Genomic DNA, 25,600 nt, shown 5'->3' with positions numbered 1-25,600 from the left:
GGCGCTCAGCTGCCGTAGACGTCGTCGATGGTCTTCAGCGGATAGTGCGAAGGATAGGGCTTGCGTGCCACCCCTGAGTCGACAGCCGCCTGGGCGACGGCGGAGGTCACTCGCTCCAGCAGGCGCACATCCACCGGGGTCGGAATGATGTATTCCCGGCCAAAGCTCATGGCGTCACGCTCGTAGGCATCCAGCACCGCCTGAGGAACAGGCTCGCGAGCAAGGTCCTTGAGCGCATGGACCGCCGCTACCTTCATCTCCTCGTTGATGCGAGTTGCACGCACATCCAGCGCGCCACGGAAGATGAACGGGAAACCCAGCACATTATTGACCTGGTTGGGGTAGTCAGACCGCCCCGTCGCCATGATGACGTCCGGGCGGGTTTCCCGGGCCAGATCGGGATGAATCTCGGGGTCCGGGTTGGTGCAGGCAAAGACGATGGGATCCTTGGCCATTTTGCGGATATGGTCGGCCGTCATCAGGCCGGGGCCGGACAGGCCGATAAAGACATCCGCGCCATCGATGGCGTCGTCCAGGGTGCGCTTGTCGGTATCTACCGCAAACATCGCCTTGTGCTGATTCAGGTCTTCCCGCCCGCTATGGATGACTCCCTTGCGGTCGAGCATCACCAAGTTGGCGGGATTCGCACCACAAGCCACCAGCAGCTTCATGCAGGCAATCGCAGCAGCACCAGCCCCCATGCAGACGATCCGCGCCTGCTCAAGCGACTTGCCGGCGATGTCGAGCGCATTCAGCATGCCCGCCGCCGTCACGATGGCGGTGCCGTGCTGGTCATCATGGAAGACCGGGATCTTGCAGCGCTCAACCAGGGCTTGCTCGATCTCGAAGCACTCCGGCGCCTTGATGTCCTCGAGATTAATGCCACCCCAACTGTCGGCAATGCGCGCCACCGTGTCGATGAACGCCTGCGGACTTTCGGCATCGACCTCGATATCGACCGAGTTGATGCCGGCAAAGCACTTGAACAGCACCCCCTTGCCTTCCATGACCGGCTTGCTGGCCAGCGGACCGAGGTTGCCAAGGCCAAGGATGGCGGTGCCATCGGAAATCACCGCGACGGTGTTGCCCTTGCCGGTATAGCGATAGGCATTCTCCGGGTCCCGAGCGATTTCGCGCACGGGCTCCGCCACGCCAGGACTATAGGCAAGCGCCAGGTCCTTGGCGGTGGCCGTCGGTTTGGTCAGCTCGACCGACAGTTTGCCGGGAATGGGAAGTGCGTGATAGTCCAGCGCAGCCTGCTTCTTTGCGTCTGTCATGCTTGGTGTCCGGATATCCTTGTGGAACGTGGCCACACAATATAGAAAAATATTCCATTTCTCAACATTGGCACCAAAAGCGATATTTACACGCTCGTTTGAAGATGTTCGCTGACAATGTCGACAACTTTTGCTGCATTGCACCAACGTCTAACAAAGCGCTGAATCCATCAGCCGAGCGACGCAACCGTCCTTAGAAGACTAGACCTCAGCGACGTCTTACGCATTGACGCGCCGCAACAGCGATACCCAGAAACGTGGTGCGATGCGTCCTCCAGATACAACAAACCCGCCAATGCTGGCGGGTTTGTGACGGGCAAAGCCCGAGCGTCATCATGACATTGCGCCGTCGCCTGACGACGGCGCCCATCAGACGATCAACGCTTGAGTGCAGCACCGAAGCGCTTGTTGAAGCGCTCGACGCGGCCACCGGTGGTAGCCTGCTTCTGCTTGCCAGTGTAGAAGGGGTGGCACTGAGAGCAGACGTCCAGGTGCAGGTCGTGACCGACAGTGGAGCCGACTTCGAAGCTGGCGCCGCAGGAGCAAGTCGCGTTGACCGTCTTGTAATCCGGGTGGATACCTTGTTTCATCGTGAACCTCACTTTTCGGTATGCCGCCACCTGATCCATTGCCAGGCACCGCATACGGGTAATGGCACGGCCATCGTGCATGCTGTGACGCACCACCGTGCCGGCCGGTGAACCGCCTGCCTGTTACAGGCGGCGGAGCATTCTAGCAGACTTCATTGTGGAGGCCAATTGCCTGACACCCCTGCCCCGCGCGTACTGCGCATTGCTATTCCCTCACCTCTGCGCAGACTGTTCGACTACCGTCCTGGCGGCCCAGTTCCGCCCGACGGCTGGCAGGAGGGCCTGCGCGTGCGCGTCGAATTCGGTCGTCGGCAGGTGGTGGGCGTCATCGTGGCCTGCGCCGATGACAGCGACTTCCCACTGGACAAACTGAAGCCCATCCAGAGCTGTATCGACAGCACGCCGCTACCGGCGGACTGGCTTTGGCTGTGCCGGTTCACCGCACGCTACTATCAACATGCGCTGGGCGACACCCTGGCACATGCCATGCCGGTGCTCCTCCGCCAGGGGCGACCACTGCAGGCCCGCACCCGTGAGCGCTGGATGATCAATGCCAACGCCGACCGCTCGCGACTGGGACGCGCGCCTCGACAGGCCGCACTACTCGAGATGCTGGGCCAGCATCCTCACGGCCTGACGACCCAGGTGGTCCTGGCACAGTCCTTCAGCCGAGACCAGCTGGGCTCCCTGGAAGCCAAGGGACTGATCATCCGCCATGAGGAAGCGCTCGCCGCGGCCCCCACGGACGACACCAAGGGCCTTCTCGCCAGCCCCGCCCTCAGCCTGAACGACGAACAGGCGAAAGCGCTCAATCGGTTGCACCAGGGCCTGGATCGCTTTCACCCGTGTCTGCTGCACGGTGTCACGGGAAGCGGCAAGACCGAGGTCTACCTGCAGCTGATCGAGGCCGTCGCGGCCAAAGGTCGCCAGACCTTGGTGCTGATTCCGGAAATCGGGCTTACCCCCCAGACCCTGGGACGCTTCCGCCAGCGCTTCCGTGTGCCCGTCGTTGCGCTGCACTCCGGTCTGACCGACCATGAACGCCTGGATGCCTGGGAAGCCGCTGCCAGCGGCAGAGCACTGATCATCATCGGCACCCGCTCGGCCATCTTTACGCCGCTGGCGAGGCCAGGCCTGATCATCGTCGATGAAGAGCACGACGGCTCCTTCAAGCAGCAGGACGGACTGCGCTACCATGCGCGAGACCTGGCGGTGGTGCGCGCCAAGCGCGACCAGATCCCGCTACTATTGGGTAGCGCTACACCCTCATTGGAAAGCCTGCATCGCGCGTTGACAGGGGACTACGCCCACCTGCGGCTGACCAAGCGAGCCACCCGCCACGCTCCCGCTCGCCTGGAGCTTGTCGACCTGAAGGGGCGCACTCGCCGCGGAGGCCTGATTCCACCGGTTATCGACGCCATCAAGGCCACTCTGAGCGCCGGACATCAGGTCCTTGTGTTCATCAATCGCCGCGGCTTTGCTCCTACCCTGTCCTGCCATGCTTGCGGCTGGATGGCGGACTGCGATCATTGCGATGCACGCATGACGTGGCATCGCCAGCCTCCGATGCTGGCCTGCCACCACTGCGACCGCCGGCGAGTCCTTCCCGACGCCTGCCCAGAGTGTGGCAGTGCTGACCTGCGCCCGCTGGGCAGCGGCACCGAGCGCACCGAGGAAAGCCTGGCGGAGAGTTTTCCCGACGTTCCCGTGCATCGTATCGATCGTGACAGTACCCGTACCAAGGATGCCCTGGAGAAGATGCTGACGGAGGTGCGCCGGGGCGAGCCGGCCATCCTGGTGGGCACTCAGATGCTTGCCAAGGGACACCATCTGCCTCACGTCACGCTGGTGGTCGTGGTCAATGCCGACGCCGGCCTCTATGCCAGCGACTTTCGTGCCCTCGAGCATTCCGCCCAGCTGCTCGAGCAGGTGGCCGGCCGCGCCGGGCGCGCGGCCCACCCGGGCAGGGTGCTGGTACAGACCATGCACCCGGACGACCCGAACCTCCGTTTGCTGGCAGACCGGGGTTATGACGCTCTGGCCCAGACACTGCTGGATGAGCGACGCATCGCCGCCCTTCCTCCCTACCGTTTCATGGCCCTGCTGCGCATGGAGGGGCCTCGAGAAGAGGCACTGACCACCCTGGCACGAGAGCTCGCCCGCGAATTGCGCGATCACATCAAGCAACAGGCGCTCGAACTCGACTGCCTCGGCCCAGTGCCCGCCCCCATGGAGCGGCGACAGAATCGTTACCACTTGCAGCTGGCGCTGATGTCTGACAAGCGCAGTCAGCTGCACCCTGCCCTGGCGTGGCTGGCACAGCGGCTGGAGGCCTGGCCCGACGCCCGACGCGTTCGTTGGTCGATCGATGTCGACCCTCAGAGCCTGAGCTGATCCGGAATTTCCATGAGCAGACGTCCGGCCTTTAAAGGCTGGACGCAATCATCGATAATGCACGGTCTGCCTGCCGACTGGCGCCCTGATCGCCGCGCTCGGCCACCGTGCCACAGGACATAGACGCCTCATGAAAGACACTATCGTTGCGCTGCTGGATGCCGCCCTTGCCGAGCTCAAGCAGCAGGAAGTCATTCCCCAGGAACTCGCCCCCACCTACAAGGTCGATCCGACCAAGGACAAGGCTCACGGTGACTACGCCACCAACCTCGCCTTGATGCTGGCCAAGCCCGCCAAGTCAGCCCCGCGCCAGATAGCGGAAAAACTGGTGGCCGCTCTCCCGCAAAGCGATGCTGTCGCCAAGGTCGACATCGCGGGCCCAGGCTTCATCAACTTCTTCGCCGCCACGGATGCCGCTGCCCAGGTCGTGCGCCACGTGCTGGATGCTGGCGATACGTTCGGCCGCAGCCTGACAGGCCAGGGAGAGAAGGTGCAGGTGGAATTCGTCTCGGCCAACCCGACCGGCCCGCTGCACGTGGGACATGGCCGTGGCGCTGCCGTCGGCGACTGCCTGTGTCGCCTGCTTGAGGCCACCGGCTACGACGTCACCCGCGAGTTCTACTACAACGATGCAGGCGCTCAGATCAGCAACCTGGCGCTGTCCGTCCAGGCCCGCGCCAAGGGTCTCGGGCCAGACGACGCAGGATGGCCGGAGGACGGCTACCGCGGCGACTATATCACCGACGTGGCCAACGCCTACCTGGCCGGTGACACCGTCCATGCCGACGATCGCCATGTGACCGGCAAGGGCGATCCCGATGACCTCGAGGCCATCCGCGACTTCGCCGTCGCCTATCTGCGCCGGGAGCAGGATCTCGACCTGCGCGCCTTCGGCGTCAGCTTCGACGTGTACTTCCTGGAGTCCTCGCTGTACGAAGACGGCAAGGTCGAGGAAACCGCACGCCGCCTGACGGAGAATGGTCACACCTATGAGCAGGACGGCGCTCAGTGGCTGCGCACCACGGACTTTGGCGATGACAAGGACCGGGTAATGCGCAAGAGCGAGGGCGGCTACACCTACTTCCTGCCGGATGTGGCGTACCACCTCGACAAGTGGCAACGGGGTTTCACCACCGTCGTTAATGAGCAGGGGGCGGACCACCATTCCACCGTGACCCGGGTACGCGCAGGGCTGCAAGCCCTGGACGTGGGTATTCCCAAGGGCTGGCCCGACTACGTGCTGCACCAGATGGTGCTGGTGACCCGTTCAGGGGTCGAGGTCAAGCTGTCCAAGCGCGCAGGAAGCTATGTCACCCTGCGAGACCTGATCGATGAGGTCGGGCGAGATGCCACCCGTTTCTTCCTCGCTGCCAGGCGGGCAGACTCCCAGCTGACCTTCGACATTGATCTGGCGCGCTCCCAGTCCAATGACAACCCGGTCTACTACGTGCAGTACGCCCACGCCCGCGTCTGCAGCGTGCTGCGCAAGGCTGAGAGCGAAGGCCTGGCCTTCGACCACGCCACGGGCATGGCCAACTTGGGCCTGCTCGAAGCGGATCAGGAAAAGGCGCTGCTCAATCGCCTGGCCCGCTACCCCGAGGTGGTCGAACACGCCGCCAAGGCTCGCGAGCCCCAGCAGATCGCCCAGTATCTGCAGGACCTCGCTGCCGATTTCCACAGCTGCTACAACGCCTGCAAGGTCATGGTCGAGGACGCTGCCTTGCGCAATGCCCGCCTGGCACTGGGCCTTGCTGCCCGCCAAGTGCTGCGTAATGGGCTTGACCTGATGGGCGTCGGCGCGCCGGAGGAGATGTAAGCCATGGCCACTCGCAAGGCGCCGCCCCGCAAGCGGGGAGCCACCAGCAGCCAGAAGCGCAAACAGCCCTCCACGCGCGGCCGCGGCGGCATTCCCGGCTGGCTGTGGGCGGCCGTCGGCCTGGCGGCTGGCTTTCTGCTGGCACACCACCAGAACGGCACCGCGCCATGGCAGGATCCGCGATCGCCGATCGCTGCGGTACTGCCCAAGCCATCGAGCAATGATGGCCAGGGCGGTGGAACAAGTAGTACTTCCACCAGCGGCGGACAAGGTCAGAGCAGCGACAGCGAACCGCCCATGCCGACCTTCGAGTTCTACACCCTGCTCCCCGAGTCAGAGGTCATTGCGTCAGACGAGGAAGTGCCCGAGTCCACGGCTCGTCGACCGGAAGCGGCAACGTCCAGTGATGATTCCATCTCGGACGATGACCCCATTGCCGCCGTGATCGCCGCCAACTCCCGCGAGGACACATCGGCGAGCACGCCCTCCGAGACGCCCCGTAGCGCCGAACGCCGCTACATGCTGCAGGCAGCGTCATTTCGTGAAGTGGGTGATGCACGTCAACTGGCTGGCCGGCTCAAGGACTTCGGCTTGCTGGCCAAGATCAGTGAGGTCGAGGCCACCGGCGGGGCGACATGGCACCGGGTGCAGGTCGGTCCTTACAGCGACCGCAACGAGCTGGCACGCGCCCAGGACCTGATGAGCACCCAAGGTATCGAACCCTTGCTGATTCAACTGCAGAATTGATGCCTTACCCCGTCACTTGACGACGCCTTGCTGACACCTCGAGGCCCGCTTCCTGATCTACCCCAGGAGCGGGCCTTGTTGTTTTCGACACGGCATCAGCCATATGGCTCATTTTCTTTGCCCTCTATCATATCTCTGAATATGCTCAGGCAACTCTCACATTTAGAACGCATCTTTCACGTACTGTGGTACAAGAAACAGTGACGTATCTCAGAAAAAACCCCAAAAACACGCCATACAAGCACATTTACATTTTCTAATTATCACGCGAATGAATGACTTAGATTAGAGCACTCATCCATACCTTACCTAATCACGCATACCAAAGTTTCCCCACCTGCCCATGTAGCCAGTATTACCACTTTGTCCTTATCACTAGCATGGTTTTCGCCAGCGCATGCCCATATGACGGGGTTACGTCAACAACCCTGAAACTGCACAACAATGGCGAATTCTGTCATTGAGCGTCGGCGCATTTTCCTCTACTTACAGGTGGACAGTGATGGCTGAAAGCAACGTTGAAACAGTGAACACAACCGCGTTCCTTGATGAAGATGGACTGACAGGCGGCAATGCTGGTGGTATCAATGATCTCCCCGGCACGGATATCACCACCCAGGGTCTGATCAGTTTTTCCTATAACAATGGAACCCCTGCCAGCAACTCGCCTTTTACCTGGAAAACTACAGGTATTCAGGCAATCACGTCCGGCGGCTCCGCCGTGACGTACTCAGTGTCAGATGACGGCCTGACCCTGACAGCCGCTGACGAAGATGGCGAAAAAGTCTTCGAACTTGTCATGCAAGACACCTCTTCAGGTCTGTTTGAGGCGACACTTTTCAAGTCAGCCGACCATGGCATTCCCACGGCGGAAGACGATCTGCTGTTGCAGGTTGGCTTCACCCTGACCGACAGTGCCGGCGCCACCTCGAGCGACATGATCGCTGTCTTTATCGACGATGATTCGCCTGCCATCACTTACCAGGACGGCAGCGAAATCGAAGTATCCACCACACATACCGGCAACTGGACGCTCAGCGGCGGTGCTGACGGTCTGGAAGATGCCAGCGTCAAGGTGCCTGGCGACAGCACCAGCTATGCACTCGATACCGCCATTCAGCTGGACAATGGCGTGCTGACCATCAAGAGCGACGGCACCTGGACCTTCACCATCGACAGGGACGTCATCGAGGATGACCCTAAACTCAGCTTCACCGTGACGGCCAGCGACACCGACGGTGACGTCACCAGCCGTACCTTCAATACCACGGTAAAACTCAAGGCTGTCCCCGTCACGCCAGAGACGGACGATGATCCCGCCACCACCTCACCCACTGCCACCGTCGACGAAGACGGTCTAGAAGGCGGGGGCGAAGGTGGCGTCGGCGATGTGCCTGAAATGTTCGCCACGGCCCGAGGCGAGCTCGGCTACAGCTATGGTGCCAGTGGCCCTGCGGCCGGGGCCGACGCCTTTTCTTGGCACCTGGAAGATATGCCGGCGCTCACCTCTGGAGGCGAAGCCGTCAGCTATACCCTGAGCCCCAACGGCCGGGTCATTGAAGGCAAGACACCAGATGGCGAAGCCGTCATTACTCTGCAGCTCATGGATGTAGAGAAAGGCACCTATACCGTCTTTATTCGCCAACCGCTGGATCATTCCGACACCACCATGGAGGACAATATCGAGTTCTCCGTCGGCTTTACCATCACCGATGCCGAAGGCCTCAGTGCCGATGGCAAGCTAAACGTCGTCGTCAATGATGACTCCCCCAAGACCCTCAAAGATACAGCCTCTACAGACAGCGCCACAGCGGTGACGGTGGACGTCCTTGAGAACGACCGTCCCGGTGGCGATGGCAGCCAGGTGACAAAGGTGGATGTGCAGGGCGGAGCCGCTACCGGCACGGCCGAGATCAACGCCGACGGCACCGTGACCTTTACACCAAACGTCAACTTCGCAGGAGACGCCGTCATCACCTATACCTTGGTGGATGGCGATGGCGACCAAGCCACCGGCGAGCTGGCAATCAGCGTCGACAGCGCAGGAAACGTGGGCCCAGTCACGCCTGATAGCGATGGTGATCCGCTAACCAAGACGGAAATCACCGTGCTGGATGAAGAAGGGCTTGCGGGAGGGGTGCGAGGCGGCGCCAATGATGCGCTGACTACCGCAACTGTGCGCTTCGGCACGCTGGGATATGACTTTGGCATCTACGGAGCGGCGGATACCGGCGCCTTCCGCTGGGATCCCAGCAACCTGCCGTTGATCTCCACCGGTGGCGAAGCCATCACCTTCAACTTGAACGGCAACGGTCGCTCCCTGGTCGGCAGCACTGACTCGGGCGAGAAGATCGTTTTCATCCAGTTGACCGATGTGCCTACAGGTACTTACAAGGTGGTCATCACCAAGCCACTGGATCACCGCAACCCTGAGGTCGAGGACGATATTCGCCTGGTGGTTGGCTATACCGTCACCGATAAGCAAGGGTTGACGGCGGAAGGTGCATTGAAAGTCATCATTGATGATGACTCCCCCCTGGTGAAGGATGACCACACGTCCACCGATAACCAAAGCCCCATCACCTTCGACGTTCTGGCCAATGACCAGGCCGGAGCAGATGGCTCTGGGCAACTGTCTGCGACCGTAGCTGGCGGCGATAGCGTCGGCACCGTTGTGGTCAATGCCGACAACACCCTGACGTTTACCGCGGCTCAGGACTTCACCGGTAAAGCTATTGTCGAATACACCTTCACTGATGGTGATGGCGACATTGCCTATGGCAAGCTCAAGGTAGACGTCACCCAGACGGCCACAGGGCCGACGACGCCAGAAACCGACGGAGACCCTTCTTCCAGTGCTCCTCTCGCCATTGTAGATGAGGACGGTTTGCCGGGTGGAAACGAAGGGGGCATCGGAGATATTGCTGGCACAGCTATCGTAAAAACAGGTCAGCTGAATTACGACTTTGGCTCGTTGGGGCCTGCCGATCCAGCCGATGCGTTTTCCTGGGATCAGAGCTCGTTGCCGCAGCTGACCTCTGGGGGTAGCGACGTCACCTTCTTCCTCAACGGTAACGGTCGCTCCTTGGTGGGCTTTGACGATTATGGCCGGAAGGTGATCACCGTTCAGTTGCCTGACCTGGCGTCAGGAAGCTACAAGGTGGTGCTCCATCAGCCGCTGGACCACGCCAACCCGACAGAAGAAGACAACTTCGTACTGGACTTGGGCTATACCATCACCAACAGCGCTGGCGCTCAAGCCTCTGGCACGTTGAAGATCCTGGTGAATGACGACTCATCGCAGGCAAGAAATGACCGCGTTGATGCCGAGAACAACTCACCCATAACGCTGAACGTACTGGCGAACGATGCGCTGGGCGCCGACGGAGCCCACATCAGCAAGGCGACCGTGGTCGGCGGTGCGGACGTTGGCTCCGTGTCCATCAACAGCGATGGCACTCTGACCTTCACTCCTGCTCCCAAGTTTGAAGGGATTGCCAGGATCTCCTACACCCTCAAGGACGGCGACGGCGATACCAGCAGCGCGACGGTAACGGTCAATGTCATGGATAACGGCATCGTACCCACGACGCCCGAGACCGATGGTGATCCTAACACCACCTCCCCTGTCACCACCCTCGATGAGGACGGCCTGTCAGGTGGCCTGGCCGGCGGCAACGGCGATGTGTCCGGTGAAGTCGTGAAGACGACGGGATCTCTGGGTTATACCTTCGGCGAGGATGGTCCGGCCAGCACCGGCGCCTTCACCTGGCAGACGGCAGGTCTACCGTCGCTGACTTCTGGCGGTGATGCCATCACCTTTACCGTCAGTGCCAACGGCACCGTGTTGACGGGTAGCACGACCGATGGCACGACAGTACTGACCGCCAAGGTCACTGACCTTGCCTCCGGTAGCTACGAAGTGGTCCTTAGCGATGTCCTTGATCATCCGATGATCAATACCGAGGACACTATTTCCCTGGACCTCGGCTATGCGCTGAAGGATGGTGATGGTGATGTCGTCACCGGCAAGTTGACTGTCAACCTCAATGACGACATGCCGGAAGTGTTCATGGCGGATCCTGCCTTCCTGGAAGATGGTGCGTCAGGTTCCCTCAACTTCGCTACCCATGCCGGCGCCGATGGTGCCGATAGCGTGGTGTTCTACGACGACATCGATGGCACCGCAGCGCTGGACAGCGCTGGTAACGCTCTGATCTACCTTGGCAAACCCCTGACCTACGCGCTGAGCGACGACGGCAAGATGCTGTCAGCGGTTACCGCTGACGGCGACGTTGCCTTCTCTGTGGCCCTGTCGGACGATGGGACCAGCTACTCGGTGATGGCCAGCGATGCCTTTACCACTGGCGAGACCAATGACGTCATCGTATCGACGGGAACCGCTGCCGAAGACCACAGCTTTATCGGCTACAACGTGGCGGATGCAGAGCCTGGCAACGATGTACTGATCAGTTCCAAGGGTCAGACCATCGTTCGTGATGACAACTCCCTGGGCGTCAAGGATGCCAAGATCAGTGCTGGTGAGGTCATCCGCGTCGACTTCCTCAACAATGCTGTCATCAGCAAGAGTCAAGCGTCCTGGGACAGCCATCAGTCCATCAGCCGCTACCAGCAGACGCTGCATGTTGATGGCAAGTCCAGCTCGACAGCGTCCCTCTCTGTCTCCGCATTTGCCTTTGATGTCGACGGCGGCGCCGGCAGCTCGGTACCTGCCCTGGGCAGTGGCACTCCTGTCGACCTGTCGGTCAGCGACATCTCGGTATTCGATGCCGTGGGTGTCGAGGTCACCTCGGAAATCACCCTGACCGATAACGGCAACAGCATCACCGTGGCCGGCATTCAGGACGGATGGCGTATCGAACTTGAGAGCAGCCAGCCCTTCCAGGCAGTGGAAATCACTGGCCAGGCGGGCAATGACCTTAGCCTCGGCGGCATGGAGTATCGCTCGGGCGGTGAAGGTGGCAGCCTCGATGTTACCTACGAGCTGACCGGTACCGATGGGGATGGCGACTACGCCGAAGGCTACCTGACCCTCGAGACCCGCGAGGAAGACAGCGTGCAGGCCGGTGGTGACGGCGATGACACTATCACCGCAGGCCACGGCGACGATGTCATCATCGGCGACGATGGCGGCAGCGCAACCATCATCGAGAACGGCAAGGACTACAACCTGGCTCTGGTGCTCGACTTCTCGGTGAGTACTGCGGCGTATACCGACATACCGAAAGACGGCTACCCCGGGTACTTCAAGACGCGTATCGAAATCTTGAGGGAGGCGGTCACCGAATTCGTCAATGGCCTCAAGGATCATGTCGGCGTCATCAACATGAACGTGGTGATCTTCAACGATCACGCCTACACCATGGAGTACAAGGACGTCGTCGGCAACAACCTGTTCCAGTCCATCATCGACCGTGTCAACGGCTGGGGCCCGGGTGGTTACACCAACACCGAAGACGCGTTCCGCAAGACAGAGACCTGGTTCAAGCAAGTCAGTACTGACGACGTGGAAAACCAGACCATCTTCTACACCGACGGTACGCCTCAGTTCTACATGGCGGGCGTGAACAACGACGCCAAGGTGTGGACGGCCAACACCACCCAGGTCACGATGCAGGAGACGGTAGATGCCTTCAACGACCTGACGCAGTACACCGATGTGCACGCGGTGGGCTGGGATGAAACGCCCAAGACCCGCACGATTCTGCCCGACGATACCAACGTCTCGCAGATCACCCAGTACTTCGACAACACCAACGTGGTCGGGGAATCTACCGTCATTCTGGATGACGGCACCGAATTCACCGGCACCATTGGCGAGGCGGAGATTGTCGACACCCAGTTCGAGCTCAACCTGGCCTTGGCCACCGGCTCCAAGGAAACTGGATACAACGGTCTTGGCAACGACACCCTGGATGGCGGCGGCGGCAACGACATCATCTTTGGTGATACCACCAACAGTGACGAGTTGAGCTGGACCAATGGCGACACGGGAGCAAGCTTCGCTGCTGGCACCCATGACGGCATGGGCCTGAGAGGGGTATTCGAGTTCCTGACGTGGTCTCCGGAGCACGGTGATGGTGAAGCACCGACCAATGCCCAGCTCAGCGACTACGTTCGCGACAACTACGAATCGCTGCTGGAAACCACTCGCACCCAGGGCGGTGACGACATCCTGAGGGGCGGTGCCGGCGATGACATCTTGATCGGCGGTGGCGGTGCAGACACCTTTGTCTTCACTCTCGCTGACGCAGGCGTCGAGGGCTCGCCCGCGACGGACACCATTGTCGACTTCCACACCGGTGTCTATGGCTCTAGTGCCAGTGCCGACAAGCTGGACCTGTCGGATCTGCTGGAAGATGCATCAGAGGCGTCGCTGTCTGACTACCTGCTGGCAGAACAGCAAGGGGCCGACACCGTGCTGCACATCGACGCAGGTGGCAACATCAGCGCCGATGGCAGCAACGCCAGCCAGGTCATCGTGCTGTCCGATGTCAGCATGTCGGGCTCCAGCGATGACTTCCTCAAGGGTCTGTTGGAGAACCACCAGCTCGATATCGAGTAAGGCTTGCATTGAGCCCCTATCGATACCCGCAGTAGCAAGGAAGCAGTTGATGTAAAAGGAAGAAACAGCACCCGGCCTCGGCCGGGTGCTGTCGTTTACGGGCCCGGAGCGATGAATGCAGCGTCAGCCATGGCCAACGACAGTCTCCATGGCTACGCCACGAACGTATTCTGCCCCACCGCCAGCGCGATGCCCGCTGTGCCCGGTTGAAATCTCGGCATGGTGCCCACACCTCCCAGACTATCGTCTTCAACGAGGGACCCTTCCCTCGAAAGTCACAGGAAACCCGAGGCCGGTCGAATGCCGGGGTTTCCTCAAGGAGAATGCTCCATGACCACGATTGTTTCCGTTCGCCGCGGCGACCAGGTGGCGCTGGCTGGTGACGGCCAGGTGTCACTGGGCAACACGGTAATGAAGGGCAACGCCAGCAAGGTGCGGCGCCTCTATCATGGCCAGGTGCTGGCAGGCTTTGCCGGCGGTACCGCGGATGCCTTCACCCTGTTTGAACGCTTCGAAGCCCAGCTCGAGAAGTATCAGGGCAACCTGGTCAAGGCAGCGGTGGAGCTGGCCAAGGACTGGCGCACCGATCGCGCTCTACGTCGTCTTGAAGCCCTGCTGGCGGTCGCCGACAAGAAGGCCTCGTTGATCATTACCGGCAATGGCGACGTGGTCGAGCCCGAGCGCGGCATCATCGCGATTGGCTCCGGCGGCAACTTTGCCCTGTCCGCCGCCCGCGCACTGCTGGAGAACACCGAGCTGTCGCCCCGCGAGATCACCGAGAAGTCGCTGGAAATCGCCGGTGACATCTGCGTGTACACCAATCACCACGTGACCCTGGAAGAGCTTTGATCATGACCCAGATGACACCCCGCGAAATTGTCCACGCGCTGGATCAGTACATCGTCGGTCAACAGGATGCCAAGCGCTCCGTGGCCATCGCCCTGCGCAACCGCTGGCGTCGCATGCAGCTCGACGGTGAGCTGCGCCAGGAAGTCACGCCGAAGAACATTCTGATGATCGGCCCCACCGGTGTCGGCAAGACCGAGATTGCTCGACGCCTGGCCAAGCTGGCCAAGGCACCGTTCATCAAGGTCGAGGCCACCAAGTTTACCGAGGTGGGCTACGTCGGGCGCGACGTCGAGTCGATCATCCGCGACCTCACCGAAGCGGCCATCAAGCTGGTCCGCGAGCAGGCCAAGGAAGAGGTCGGCCACCGCGCCGAGGACGCCGCCGAGGATCGCATCCTCGACGCCCTGCTGCCGCCGCCGCGGGGCCAGGAAGACGAACCGCGTCAAGACTCGTCCACCCGCCAGATGTTCCGCAAGAAGCTGCGCGAGGGTCAGCTCGACGACAAGGAAATCGAGATTCAGGTGTCTCCCCAGGCACCCAATCTGGAATTCCAGACGCCGCCGGGCATGGAAGAGATGACCAACCAGCTCCAGAGCCTGTTCTCGGGCATGGGCAAGGGCAAGACCGAGACCCGCAAGGTCACGGTCAAGGAAGCCTTCTCCATCCTGCGCGACGAAGAGGCCGGCAAGCTGGTCAACGAGGACGACATCAAATCCCGCGCCGTGGAGGCGGTGGAGCAGAACGGTATCGTCTTCCTCGACGAAATCGACAAGGTGGCCAAGGGCAGCGGACAGTCCAGCGGCGGGGAGGTCTCCCGCGAGGGCGTCCAGCGCGACCTGCTGCCGCTGATCGAGGGCTCCACCGTGTCGACCAAGTACGGCATGGTTAAGACCGACCACATCCTGTTCATCGCCTCAGGGGCCTTCCACCTGTCGCGTCCGTCAGACCTGATCCCGGAACTGCAGGGTCGTCTGCCCATCCGCGTCGAGCTGTCGGCGCTGACGCCGGAGGACTTCAAGCGCATTCTGACCGAGCCGTCCGCCGCCCTGACCCGTCAGTACGAGGCGCTGCTGGCCACCGATGGCCTGGAAGTGCAGTTCACCGACGACGGCATCGAGCGCATCGCCGAGATCGCCTATAACGTCAATGAAGGCACCGAAAACATCGGGGCTCGCCGCCTTCACACCGTGATGGAACGACTGCTGGAAGAAGCTTCCTTCAAGGGCTCAGACATTGGCAGCCCGCTGGTCATCGACCGCGCCTACGTCGATTCTCAGCTGGGTGAGCTGGCGATGGACGAGGACCTGAGCCGGTATATTCTGTAATACCTTGCCATGCCCGACGAGGCTTGAGCATCACTCCCACGGGCCGCCGCGCATCGCGCCGCGGCCCGTGTCGTGATGGTAGGCTGTCATGACCATCCCTGATGATCAGCTTCAACCACAAGGGCAGCAGCAAGCGCAAGATCGGCATATCACTCCGTGGAGATCGACATGACATCCCCTACCCCTACCCTGGTGCACTATCACAGGAAAGCGCGAGAGCTGGAGATTGGCTATGCCGATGGCTCTCGACACCGCCTGCCGGTGGAATACCTGAGGGTGTTCTCGCCGTCTGCCGAGGTTCGCGGCCACGGCGCCGATACCGCCACCCTGCAGGTAGGCAAGAAGGATGTAGGTCTTGCCGATATTCGCCAGGCCGGACGCTACGCGCTCAAGCTTCACTTCGATGACGGCCATGACAGTGGGCTCTACAGCTGGGACTACCTGGCCTGGTTGATCCGCGAGCGCGACGCCAACTGGGCCGACTACCTCGAACGCCTCGAAGCCGCTGGCGCCAGCCGCGAGCCGCTGGGTATCGAGATCCGTCAGCTGTAGCAGCACTCGTCTTTCCGAGGCCAGGCCACGGTCAAAGACAAGCCCGGCCCGCAAGGCTACAATGGCCGTTTTCTAGGCCCATCTCGCGACAGCTCACGACTCGGGAGTCCCATGGATAAGCGCACTACCCACTTTGGTTTTCAGGACGTGCCGGTCGACGAAAAGGCGTCACGCGTCGCCGATGTCTTCCACAGCGTGGCAGCCCGTTATGACGTCATGAACGACCTGATGTCCTTCGGTATCCATCGTCTGTGGAAGCGCCTCACTATCGAGCGCTCCGGTGTTCGCCCAGGCCACAGCGTGCTTGATATTGCCGGTGGAACGGGGGATCTGGCGCTCAAGTTCTCGCGTATGGTGGGCCCTCGCGGCAAGGTCGTTCTGGCCGACATCAACGCATCGATGCTGGGAGTGGGCCGTGACAAGCTGCTCGACCGCGGCGTCGGTGGCAATGTCGAGTACGTTCAGGCCAACGCGGAATGCTTGCCCTTTCCCGACAATACCTTCGACTGCATCACCATCGCCTTTGGCCTGCGCAACGTTACCGACAAGGATGCCGCGCTGGCGTCGATGGCGCGTATCCTGAAGCCAGGAGGCCGTCTGCTGGTGCTTGAGTTTTCCAAGCCCGGCAACCCCCTGCTGACCCGAGCCTACGACGAGTACTCGTTTCGCCTGTTGCCGAAGATGGGCGAAATGGTGGCGGGTGATGCCGACAGCTATCGTTACCTGGCCGAATCGATTCGCATGCATCCTGACCAGGAAACGCTGAAGGGCATGATGGAAACGGCCGGCCTCGAGCGTGTCGAATACACCAATCTCACCGGTGGTATCGTCGCCCTGCACCGCGGCATCAAGCTTTGAGGACATGATGGCCTTGACCCCGACCCTGCTGCTGGCCGGCATCGAGAAGACCGTCAACACCCTGCTTGCCCGCGACCCCGCTGCCCCCTCGCGGCTACGCCAGCTGGCGGGCCAGCGCGTCCTGCTGTGCCTGGAATCGCCGCCGGTGCAGCTGGGCCTGTGCTACCACCCTCAAGGGCTTGACCTGCTGCTGATCGACGAGGTCGAGGAAGCTGCCTGGGACGCGGTGGTCGAGCTGGACACGGAGACCCTGGGACGCCTCGCCGGCGGTGCCGACATGGAGCGCCTGATGTTCGAGGGCCGCCTGGCGGTGCGCGGCAAGATCCACCTGCTGGAGGCGACCCGCGACCTGCTGCTGGACCTGGATCTGGACTGGGAGGCCGAACTCGCCCGCTGGCTGGGGGATCTGCCCGCCCACCAGCTTGCCGAAGGGCTGCGCGGTCTATCCCGCTGGGGACTTCGCACCCAGCGGGAACTGTGCGCCGATGTCTCCGAGTACGTGTTCGAGGAAGCCCGCTGGCTGCCCGGCCGCCACCAGCTGGAAGCCATGCGCGACGCCCTGACCGAGCTAGAACTCGCCACTGATCGCACCGAAGCACGCCTCAAGCGCCTGACCCGCCGCCTGGCCCAGGAGAACGACGCCCCATGATCCTTCGCCCCCTGCGCATCATCTGGGTCGTCACCCGCTATCGCCTGGATACCCTGCTGCCACTGGAGAAACTACCCTGGTGGCTACGCCTGGTGTTCACCTGGTCGCCGCTCAAGCTGGTGCCCGTAGGTGAACGCTCACGGGGTGAGCGGTTGCGCCTGGCGCTGGAGTCGCTGGGACCGATCTTCGTCAAGTTTGGCCAGATGCTGTCGACGCGACGAGACCTGTTTCCCGACGATATCGCCAACGAACTCAAGCGACTGCAGGATCAGGTACCGCCCTTCCCTGGCGAGCAGGCAGAAGCGCTGATCGAAGAGTCCCTGGGTGAACCGCTGTCGGCGCTGTTTGCCGAATTTTCGCGGGAGCCGCTGGCCTCTGCATCGATCGCCCAGGTTCACACGGCGCGCCTGCACGATGGCCAGGATGTGGTAGTCAAGGTCATCCGCCCGGGCATTGATCGGGTCATGCGCCAGGACATGTCGCTGATGTATCTGCTGGCCAAGGCCCTGAGTTTTCTGCCCGAGGCACGCCGGCTGCATCCGCTGGAGGTGGTACGCGACTACGAGGTCAACCTGTTCGATGAACTGGACCTGACCAAGGAGGCGGCCAACACTTCCCAGCTCAAGCGCAACTTCGAGCGCTCGCCACTGCTTTACGTACCGTCGATCCACTGGCCGCTGACGCGTCAGAAGGTCATGGTCCAGGAGCGTATCCACGGCGTTCCGGTGGCCGATATCGAAGCCCTCAAGGCCCAGGGGACAGACCTCAAGCGGCTGGCAGAGCGAGGCGTCGAAATCTTCTTCACCCAGGTCTTTCGCGACAATTTCTTCCACGCCGACATGCACCCGGGGAACATCTTCGTCTCGCGCCAGAATCCGAGCGACCCCCAGTACATCGCCATCGACTGCGGCATTGTCGGTAGCCTGACAAGGGAAGACCAGGACTATCTGGCCCGCAACCTGCTGGCCTTCTTCCACCAGGACTACTACGAGGTGGCGGCGCTGCACATCGAGTCCGGCTGGGTGGCAGAAGACACCCGCGCCAACGAGTTTGCCGCCGCGGTGCGTACCGTGTGTGAGCCGATCCTCGAAAAGCCGCTCAAGGATATTTCCTTCGGCCAGGTGCTGCTGGGACTGTTCCAGACCGCACGGCGCTTCAACATGGAAGTCCAGCCACAGCTGGTGCTGTTGCAGAAGACTCTGTTGAATATCGAGGGACTCGGCCGTCAGCTCTATCCCGATCTTGACCTGTGGGCCACCGCCAAGCCGTATCTGGAACAGTGGATGAAAGAGCGCGCCGGCGCCCACGGGCTCTGGGACTCCTTCAAGCGGCAAGCGCCGGAGCTCACCCGCCAGCTACCGGAACTGCCCGTGCTGGCCCACAAGGCGCTGTCGGAAACCGAAAAGCGCTCCCGACAGATCACTCAGCAGGCCGATGTACTGACCCATATCCTGAGTCAGCTCACCCGCCAGGCCAAGCGCGTCCGACGGACCCGCCTGGGCCTGGCGCTGGCCGCCGTCGCACTGGCTTGGCAGCCATTGACGGCATGGCTATCGGGCCAGCCATGGCCCGTCCTGCTGGCGGCAGGCATTGGCACCCTGCTGGTGATCTGGAACTGACCCTTCATGGAACCTTCACCGATGAGCGATATTCTGAAGCAGCTCGACGCCGCCCTCGCTGAACGTCGACACGCCGACCCCGAGTCCTCTTACGTCGCTTCCTTGCATCACAAGGGCCTGAACAAGATACTCGAGAAGGTGGGGGAGGAAGCGGTGGAGACCGTCCTCGCCGCCAAGGACGTTGACGCAGATCCAGCCAGTCAAGAGGCGTTGATCGCTGAAACGGCAGACCTGTGGTTTCATAGTCTGGTGATGCTCTCGCACCTGGGCCTTGACCATCAGCAGGTGCTGGATGAACTGGCCCGTCGCTTTGGCGTATCGGGCCACGAGGAAAAGGCGTCCCGCCCCCGCTGACAAGGCGGCCGGAACCAACGATTCAAGGCGCTTGGCGCCGTACATTGAGGAAGCACTTATGTTAGGTGGTATCAGTATCTGGCAGCTGCTGATCGTGCTCGGCATCATCATCCTGATCTTCGGCACCAAGAAGCTCAGAAATGTCGGCAGCGACCTGGGAGGCGCCGTCAAGGGCTTCAAGAAGGCCGTCAACGAAGACGAAGAGAAGCCCGAGGACGACAAGCCTCAGGCCCAGGTGCGTCATGACGAGCCCACCGGCACCCACACCTACGATGTCGAGGCAGAGCGCAAGCCCGAGTCCTCCGACGAACGCAAGTAACGCCACATGTTCGATATCGGCTTTCTCGAACTGCTGATCATCGGGGTGGTGGGGCTTCTGGTGCTGGGGCCCGAGCGTCTGCCCAAGGCCGCGCGTACCGCCGGCCTGTGGGTAGGCCGGATCAAACGCTCAGTGGCGGGCATGCAGCGCGAAATCAGCGCCCAGCTCGAAGCCGAGGAACTGCGGCAGAAACTCAAGGAGCAGGAACGCAAGCTCAACGAAGGCGTCAGCCAGGCGAAGAACAGTGCGGCAAGCGCCAAGCGCAGTGTCGAGTCCATCGCCGACGCACCGCCTCGTGACAGCGCTCGCCCGCAGAGCGACGGCAGCACCAGCGCGGACCAGCGCCTGGACGCCGCCATTGACAGCGCCAGCCAGCCAACCTCGTCCGCCGACTCAGCTGCCACTTCCGATCACAAGGATTCCACCGCCCGATGAGCCATTCTGGTGACACGCCGCCGTCCGGTCAGGGCCACGCCCCGCTGATTGAACACCTGGTGGAACTGCGCTCGCGACTGATGCGCGCGGTGATCGCCATCGTGGTGATCTTCCTGGCGCTCTACGCCTTCTCCAACGACATCTATCAGTTTGTGGCAGATCCCCTGATGGAGCTGTTGCCGGAAGGCTCGCAGATGATCGCCACCGAGGTCGCATCGCCCTTCCTTGCGCCCTTCAAGCTGACGCTGGTGGTGGCGGTATTCGTGGCCATTCCCTTCGTGCTGCACCAGGCCTGGGCCTTCGTCGCCCCGGGGCTTTACGACAAGGAAAAGGCCCTGGCGCTGCCCCTGCTGGCCTCCAGTGTGGTGCTGTTCTATCTCGGCGCGGCCTTCGCCTACTATGTCGTGTTTCCCCTGCTATTCGCCTTCTTCACCCAGACCGGGCCGGAGAACGTGCAGGTAATGACCGACATCAACCAGTACCTCAACTTTGTACTGAAGCTGTTCTTCGCTTTTGGCATTGCCTTCGAGATCCCGATCGCCACTTTCTTGCTGGTGCTTACCGGAGCCGCCAGCGTAGAAAGCCTGAGCGCCAAGCGCCCCTACGTCATACTCGGCTGCTTTGTGATCGGCATGCTGATGACGCCCCCGGACGTGGTCAGCCAGAGCCTGCTGGCCATTCCCATGTATCTGCTCTATGAGGTGGGGCTGCTGTTCGGCCGGCTCGTCAAGCGCCGCCGCGCTGATGCCGAGCAGGAAGACAGCGCCAGCGAGGACGCCAACGACGCCTGATCCCGGAGCATTGTGCAAACCTGCGCGTCGCTAGGGACACAGCAACCGACGCCTCGGTAGCGAAAGACTTGTAGCGAAAGACCTGTAGCGAAAGACGCAAAAAAGCCGACGAAAAAACGTCGGCTTTTTTGCTATCCAATCCCGATCACTGGGTGATGTGCGTACCGCACATTCAGTGATTCAGGTCCATCATCTCGTCGATGCGCTCGACCAGCTTGTTGATGCCCAGTGCCGCTTCACTCATGCGGGTCGCCAGCATATAAGCGGGCGTCGTGACGATACGGTGTTCGAAATCCACCACGATATCGTCAACGGCGCAGCTACGATGCAGCCCGCCCATGGCACTGATGCAGCCGCACACTTCCGGATCGCTGCCGATGGTCACTGCAATTCCCGGCCCCAGGACCTTAGGCACCAGCACCGGGGCAATGCACATCAGTCCGATCGGCTTGCGTGCGTCGTGAAACTCGATCAACAGCTCACTCAAGTCCTGGTGCACGTCCATATCGGACTTGGCTGTCGCATAGTTCGACAGGTTCTTGGCCACCCCGAAACCACCGGGCAAGATCAGTGCATCAAAGTCCGAGGCAGACAGCTCATCCAGCGGAGAAATCTCTCCCCGGGCCAGGCGCGCAGATTCCACCAGCACGTTCCGCGTCTCCTCGACCGCCTCGCCGCGGTGATGATCGACCACCGCCTGATCGATATCCGGTGCGAAGCAGCGATAGGCAATGCCCAGTTGATCCAGGCGCAGCAGGGTCAGGGTGGTTTCATAGACTTCAGAGCCATCCTGGACGCCACAACCTGACAGGACGATCGCTACCTGTTTACTCATTTCATTCTCCTTATGAGCGCACTTGGCTCTCCGGGGCGCCAAGTGCAGCCAAGACAGCCACTACTCTAGAGAGTCACCAAGGGTGCGACAAGACGCGACTTTCGACGAACAGGCGAGGAGGAATATACTCGACGGATGTCACGCGCCTGTCATCTAACGCCACCACACTAGCGCGTGGCGCCAAATCTCGTTCCCAGTGGAGTGCCGTCTTGAGTGCCATCACCCCTCGCCTGTTTCCTGCTGCTCGTCCCCGTCGCATGCGCAAGGACGACTTCTCTCGCCGCCTGATGCGTGAGAACACCCTGACCGCCGATGACCTGATCTGGCCAGTGTTCGTGCTGGAAGGCGAAGGTCGTCGCGAGGCCGTGCCGTCCATGCCCGGTGTCGAGCGCCTGTCGCTGGACCTGCTGATTGAAGAAGCCCGAGAAGCGGTCGAGCTGGGGATCCCCGCGATTGCCCTGTTTCCGGTCGTCGATGCCGACAAGAAAAGCGAGCTGGCCGAAGAAGCCTACAGCGCAGGCGGACTCGTCCAGCGCAGCGTGCGCGAGCTCAAGGCGGCACTGCCGGAACTCGGCGTCATTACCGACGTGGCGCTGGACCCTTACACCAGCCACGGCCAGGACGGCATCCTCGACGAGCACGGCTACGTGGCCAATGACCGCACCGTGGAAACCTTGATCAAGCAGGCCCTGTCCCATGCCGAGGCGGGCGCCGACGTGGTGGCACCGTCCGACATGATGGACGGCCGCATCGGCGCGATCCGCGAGCTGCTGGAGCAGGAAGGACTGCACAACACTCGCATCATGGCCTACAGCGCCAAATACGCATCGCGCTACTACGGCCCCTTCCGCGACGCCGTGGGCTCCGCGGCCAACCTGGGCAAGGCCGACAAATCCACCTACCAGATGGATCCCGCCAACAGCGACGAGGCGCTCCACGAGGCCGCCATGGACATTACCGAAGGCGCCGACATGGTGATGGTCAAGCCAGGTATGCCCTATTTGGATGTGGTGCGCCGGGTCAAGGACGAACTGCGTGTGCCCACCTACGCTTACCAGGTCAGTGGTGAATATGCCATGCACATGGCGGCATTCGACCATGGCTGGCTGGATGCCGACAGCGTCATTCTGGAGTCCCTGATGTGCTTCAAGCGTGCCGGAGCCGACGGCGTGCTGACCTATTTTGCCAAGCGAGCGGCCAGACTGCTGGCAAGCTGACGAGGGGAAGGAACGGCGCCTTCCCGGGCCCCTTTTTGAGGAATGACCATGGAAGACGCACAGACCGACAACGCCACCATTGAACAGGCCACCCTGGGCAAGTCCGATATCTCGGTGGGAGACTCCCCCCAGGCCGATACCCCGGTGCCGCGGCTGAATCAGACGCGCACCGGGATCAAGCCCAAGGCTCTGCCCGACCCGGAGGCGGATCTCAGCGATCCCAGCCTCTATTTCAATCGTGAGTTGTCGCATCTGCAGTTCAACATCAGGGTGCTCGAACAGGCACTGGATGAAGCGCATCCACTGCTCAACCGCTTGATGTTCCTGCTGATCTTCTCCTCAAACATGGACGAGTTCTTCGAAATCCGCGTCGCCGGCCTGAAGAGCCAGATCGCCATGGGCGATGACGCCACCGGAGCCGATGGGCGCAGCCCGCGCTCCGTGCTGGACGAGATTTCCAAGATCGCCCACGAGCATGTCGAACGTCAGTACCGCATTCTCAATGAACAGCTGATTCCGGCGATGGAGGCACAGAACATTCGCTTCCGCCGCCGCAGCGACTGGACCAAGGCTCAGCGCAAGTGGGTCCATGACTACTTCTCCAACGAAATCATTCCGGTCGTCAGCCCGATTGGCCTGGACCCATCACACCCCTTCCCACGCCTGGTCAACAAGAGCCTGAACTTCATCGTCGAGCTGGAAGGCAAGGATGCCTTCGGCCGCGAAGGCGGCCTCGCCATTCTTCCGGCGCCCCGCTCCCTGCCACGGGTGATCGCACTGCCCAGCGAGCTGTGTGAGGAAGGCTTCAACGAGTACCTGTTCCTGTCCTCGATGATCCATGCCCACGCCGACGAAGTGTTCCCGGGCATGAAGGTCAAGGGCTGCTATCAGTTCCGCCTGACCCGCAACGCCGACATGACCGTGGACCCGGAAGAAGTCTCGGACCTGGCCTCGGCCCTGCGTGGTGAGCTGCTGGCCCGCCGCTACGGCAGCGGCGTGCGCCTCGAGGTGGCCGACAACTGCCCGGAAGGCTTGTCCGACTTTCTGCTCAAGCAATTCCAGCTCGAGCCCAATGACCTCTATCGCGTCAACGGCCCGGTCAACCTCACTCGCATGATGTCGGTACTGGGGGACGCGGAGCGCCCAGAGCTGATGTATCGCTCCTTCGTGCCGGGGATACCCAAGCAGGTCAAACAGCCCAACAGCATCATGCAGGCCATGCAGGAAGGCGATATCCTGCTGCACCACCCCTTCCAGTCCTTCACTCCCGTGGAAGACCTGTGCCGTGAAGCCGCTCGCGACCCGGACGTGCTGGCGATCAAGCAGACGCTGTATCGCACCGGCGCCGACTCCCCCATCGTCACCGCCCTGGTGGAGGCCGCCGGCAATGGCAAGGAAGTCACCGTTGTCATCGAACTGCGTGCCCGCTTCGATGAAGCCGACAACCTGGCCCTCGCCTCACGCCTGCAGGAGGCCGGCGCCATCGTCATCTACGGTGTCATGGCCTACAAGACCCACGCCAAGATGATGCATATTGTGCGCCGCGAGAAGGGCGCGCTGCGTCACTATGCCCACCTGGGCACCGGCAACTACCATTCCAAGACGGCCAAGCTCTACACCGACTACAGCTTGCTGACCGCCGACCCAGTGCTATGTGCCGACGTGCACAAGGTATTCCAGCAGCTGTCCGGCATGGGCCGCACTCGCCAGATCGAAAAGCTGCTCCACGCTCCCTTCACCTTGCACGAGCAAGTCGTCGCAATGATCGAGCGCGAAGCCGACTTCGCGCGTAAGGGAAAGCGTGCCCATATCATCGTCAAGTGTAATTCCCTGACCGAACCCAAGCTGATTCAGGCCCTCTATCGCGCCTCCCAGGCCGGGGTCGAATGCGATCTGATCATTCGCGGCATGTGCTGCCTGCGCCCCGGACTTCCCGGCATCTCGGAGAACATTCGCGTGCGCTCGGTCATCGGTCGCTTTCTGGAGCACACCCGAGTCTTCCACTTCCACAATGACGGCAAGCCCGAAACCTGGGGCTCCAGCGCCGACTTCATGGCCCGCAACATGTTCCACCGGGTCGAGACCTGTTTCCCGCTGCTGGACAAGAAACTGGCCGCACGGGTGCGCAAGGACCTGGAAACCTACCTGGTCGACAACTGTCAGAGCTGGCTGTTGCAGGGCGACGGGACCTACATCAAGCAGGATCCCGGCGAGGCCGCCCCGATCTCGGCCCAGGAAACGCTGCTCTACGCCTATGCCGCCCGGGCCTGACGGCTTTAGCTCCAGGACACAGCGCTCCTAGAAAGCCCCCGCCAGCGATGCTGTCGGGGGCATATCATGCCGGCACCGCCAACATCACGGACATCAGGGCGCCTTGGCGCCAGCAC

General features: G+C 61.7%; 19 protein-coding genes. 16 read left to right on the top strand and 3 right to left on the bottom strand.

Features of this window, described 5'->3' with window-relative positions; genetic code table 11:
- Positions 1 to 5: 5 nt before the first annotated feature.
- A complete protein-coding gene (locus KUV41_RS05900) occupies positions 6 to 1,277 on the bottom strand; it encodes a malic enzyme-like NAD(P)-binding protein (protein WP_206940233.1) in 1,272 nt (423 codons plus the stop codon).
- A 377-nt stretch (positions 1,278 to 1,654) separates the two neighbouring features.
- A complete protein-coding gene (rpmE, locus tag KUV41_RS05895; protein WP_206940235.1) occupies positions 1,655 to 1,867 on the bottom strand; it encodes a 50S ribosomal protein L31 in 213 nt (70 codons plus the stop codon).
- A gap of 168 nt (positions 1,868 to 2,035) precedes the next feature.
- Here rpmE and KUV41_RS05890 point away from each other — a divergent pair, with 168 nt between their 5' ends.
- The 14 genes from KUV41_RS05890 (at position 2,036) to tatC (ending at position 21,161) form a co-directional block, all read left to right on the top strand.
- The gene (locus KUV41_RS05890; protein WP_222483393.1) at positions 2,036 to 4,261 is read left to right on the top strand and encodes a primosomal protein N'; all 2,226 of its coding nucleotides are present in this window, start codon (positions 2,036 to 2,038) and stop codon (positions 4,259 to 4,261) included.
- Between the two features lie 130 nt (positions 4,262 to 4,391).
- On the top strand, positions 4,392 to 6,077 hold the full coding sequence (argS, locus tag KUV41_RS05885; RefSeq protein WP_222483392.1) for an arginine--tRNA ligase: 1,686 nt from the start codon (positions 4,392 to 4,394) through the stop codon (positions 6,075 to 6,077).
- A gap of 3 nt (positions 6,078 to 6,080) precedes the next feature.
- A complete protein-coding gene (locus KUV41_RS05880; RefSeq protein WP_222483391.1) occupies positions 6,081 to 6,824 on the top strand; it encodes an SPOR domain-containing protein in 744 nt (247 codons plus the stop codon).
- A 526-nt stretch (positions 6,825 to 7,350) separates the two neighbouring features.
- Positions 7,351 to 13,410 carry an Ig-like domain-containing protein gene (locus KUV41_RS05875; protein ID WP_222484957.1) on the top strand — a complete coding sequence of 2,020 codons (6,060 nt, stop codon included), beginning with the start codon at positions 7,351 to 7,353 and terminating at the stop codon, positions 13,408 to 13,410.
- 330 nt (positions 13,411 to 13,740) lie between these two features.
- Entirely contained in the window at positions 13,741 to 14,259 is a 519-nt protein-coding gene (gene hslV, locus KUV41_RS05870) for an ATP-dependent protease subunit HslV (protein ID WP_206940245.1), read from the top strand.
- Positions 14,260 to 14,261: 2 nt separating this feature from the next.
- Positions 14,262 to 15,584 carry an ATP-dependent protease ATPase subunit HslU gene (gene hslU, locus KUV41_RS05865; protein WP_222161582.1) on the top strand — a complete coding sequence of 441 codons (1,323 nt, stop codon included), beginning with the start codon at positions 14,262 to 14,264 and terminating at the stop codon, positions 15,582 to 15,584.
- A gap of 168 nt (positions 15,585 to 15,752) precedes the next feature.
- Complete coding sequence (locus KUV41_RS05860; RefSeq protein ID WP_206940249.1) at positions 15,753 to 16,136, top strand: gamma-butyrobetaine hydroxylase-like domain-containing protein; 384 nt, start codon at positions 15,753 to 15,755, stop codon at positions 16,134 to 16,136.
- 111 nt (positions 16,137 to 16,247) lie between these two features.
- Positions 16,248 to 16,994 carry a bifunctional demethylmenaquinone methyltransferase/2-methoxy-6-polyprenyl-1,4-benzoquinol methylase UbiE gene (gene ubiE, locus KUV41_RS05855; RefSeq protein WP_206940250.1) on the top strand — a complete coding sequence of 249 codons (747 nt, stop codon included), beginning with the start codon at positions 16,248 to 16,250 and terminating at the stop codon, positions 16,992 to 16,994.
- 7 nt (positions 16,995 to 17,001) lie between these two features.
- Entirely contained in the window at positions 17,002 to 17,643 is a 642-nt protein-coding gene (locus KUV41_RS05850; RefSeq protein WP_222485723.1) for an SCP2 domain-containing protein, read from the top strand.
- Positions 17,640 to 19,262: a ubiquinone biosynthesis regulatory protein kinase UbiB gene (gene ubiB / locus KUV41_RS05845; protein WP_222484955.1), complete on the top strand. Its 1,623-nt coding sequence runs from the start codon at positions 17,640 to 17,642 to the stop codon at positions 19,260 to 19,262. Before KUV41_RS05850 ends, ubiB begins: the two co-directional genes overlap by 4 nt.
- 21 nt (positions 19,263 to 19,283) lie before the next feature.
- A complete protein-coding gene (locus tag KUV41_RS05840) occupies positions 19,284 to 19,616 on the top strand; it encodes a phosphoribosyl-ATP diphosphatase (RefSeq protein WP_222161580.1) in 333 nt (110 codons plus the stop codon).
- Between the two features lie 58 nt (positions 19,617 to 19,674).
- Positions 19,675 to 19,935: a Sec-independent protein translocase subunit TatA gene (gene tatA, locus KUV41_RS05835; RefSeq protein WP_222484947.1), complete on the top strand. Its 261-nt coding sequence runs from the start codon at positions 19,675 to 19,677 to the stop codon at positions 19,933 to 19,935.
- Between the two features lie 6 nt (positions 19,936 to 19,941).
- A complete protein-coding gene (gene tatB, locus KUV41_RS05830; RefSeq protein WP_206940258.1) occupies positions 19,942 to 20,370 on the top strand; it encodes a Sec-independent protein translocase protein TatB in 429 nt (142 codons plus the stop codon).
- Positions 20,367 to 21,161: a twin-arginine translocase subunit TatC gene (tatC, locus tag KUV41_RS05825; RefSeq protein WP_222484944.1), complete on the top strand. Its 795-nt coding sequence runs from the start codon at positions 20,367 to 20,369 to the stop codon at positions 21,159 to 21,161. The genes tatB and tatC overlap by 4 nt, the downstream gene beginning before the upstream one ends.
- Before the next feature lie 172 nt (positions 21,162 to 21,333).
- Here the strand turns inward: tatC and elbB are convergent, their stop codons facing one another.
- Positions 21,334 to 21,996 carry an isoprenoid biosynthesis glyoxalase ElbB gene (gene elbB / locus KUV41_RS05820; RefSeq protein WP_206940262.1) on the bottom strand — a complete coding sequence of 221 codons (663 nt, stop codon included), beginning with the start codon at positions 21,994 to 21,996 and terminating at the stop codon, positions 21,334 to 21,336.
- 209 nt (positions 21,997 to 22,205) lie between these two features.
- Here elbB and hemB point away from each other — a divergent pair, with 209 nt between their 5' ends.
- Positions 22,206 to 23,213: a porphobilinogen synthase gene (hemB, locus tag KUV41_RS05815; protein WP_222161576.1), complete on the top strand. Its 1,008-nt coding sequence runs from the start codon at positions 22,206 to 22,208 to the stop codon at positions 23,211 to 23,213.
- Positions 23,214 to 23,261: 48 nt separating this feature from the next.
- Positions 23,262 to 25,484 (top strand): polyphosphate kinase 1, encoded by a 2,223-nt coding sequence (gene ppk1 / locus KUV41_RS05810; RefSeq protein ID WP_222484937.1) that lies wholly within the window; start codon positions 23,262 to 23,264, stop codon positions 25,482 to 25,484.
- Positions 25,485 to 25,600 lie beyond the last annotated feature (116 nt).

Source organism: Halomonas sp. DP8Y7-1 (assembly GCF_019801685.1).
In the GTDB taxonomy this organism is placed as follows: Bacteria; Pseudomonadota; Gammaproteobacteria; order Pseudomonadales; family Halomonadaceae; genus Halomonas; species Halomonas litopenaei_A.
The sequence above is the reverse complement of the archived record's forward strand: the minus strand, read 5'-3'. Positions and strand labels throughout refer to the sequence as shown.